This is a genomic window from Treponema sp. (assembly GCF_045657965.1).
Lineage (GTDB): Bacteria > Spirochaetota > Spirochaetia > Treponematales > Treponemataceae > Treponema_D.
In genome coordinates this window covers 1-1,039 of the sequence record NZ_JAZOUG010000091.1, presented here as the reverse complement: position 1 = coordinate 1,039, position 1,039 = coordinate 1, and the positions used below count along the sequence as shown (strand labels likewise).

1 protein-coding gene is annotated in these 1,039 nt (G+C 40.1%); it reads right to left on the bottom strand.

Features of this window, described 5'->3' with window-relative positions:
• Window positions 1–1,039, bottom strand: a 1,039-nt coding sequence (locus tag ACKI5B_RS03470) for a FecR domain-containing protein (protein WP_407425871.1), incomplete at both ends; no start/stop codon positions are given.

The following is a 1,039-nucleotide window of genomic DNA, read 5'->3' as shown; positions in this document are numbered from 1 at the left end:
CCGTTTTTTTTGTTTTGTCGATAAATTCACCTGAAATCGGGCTTACAAGAACAGGTGCATAAAGTTCGCTTTTCTGTTCGATTTTGAAAGTTCCGGTTTCGGAAGGATTTGCAAGCCCTGTGCGGTTTAAAACATAGTAAGGAGTTACCTGATAATAATATGTTCCGGCAGGTAAGGTTGAAATTATAATGGAAGAACTTGAACTCCGCTGCTCAATTACAGGATTTGACATATCCGCGTTTTTTGAAACTGCAAAATTGTATGCCGTTGCTGCATCACATTCACTCCAGATAAAGCGCACTGAAGGAGTCTGCTTTCTGTAAGAATAAGAGTAGTTTTTTGCCGGAACGAGAAGATTCGGCTTTAAAGACTGCACAATCTGAATCTTTCCTTCACGGCTTTCAGTTCTGTTTCCGTTAGTAAGCGAAGCAAGTTTCCAGTAATAAGTTCCTTTTGGAAGTGAAAGAGTTGTTTCTGAAAGATTTGTGACATCGCGGCTCTGTACGATTTTTGAAAAAACTTTGTCAGAAGCAACTTCAAGTTCAAGAGAATCAGAAGTTTCTGAGTTTTTCCATTCAAAATTAACTTCGCACAATTCTTCACTGAAATAAAGAATTTTTTCTGATGGAAGCGGCGTTATCACAGAAAGAAGTGACTTTGTTCCGCCGTTTTCGTCCACAGAAAAAGTTTCGCCTGCTTTAAAATCAACACCGTCAGCCAGTGTTGCCTGTCCTTTTTGAACAGTAAGGGCGACATTTTCATCTGAATCCGCTTTGCTTGCAGAAATTTTCGTACCTTTCTGGACAGTTACTTTTATATTTGCGGCAGTGAGGGTAAGTCCGTTTCCGCCTTCACTTGAATCAACTGTCGCATTTCCTTCTGATAAATCTGCTCCAAGGCTTCCGTCATCATGCCTGAAAACCTGAGCCATTGTATTTTCTGCAAGTTCGAGAGTAGTTCCGTCATCAAACCACACTGTAGCTTCAGAAAGATCTGCTGTATGAATTGTATCTCCGTTATAAACAGGAGAATTCTGTTT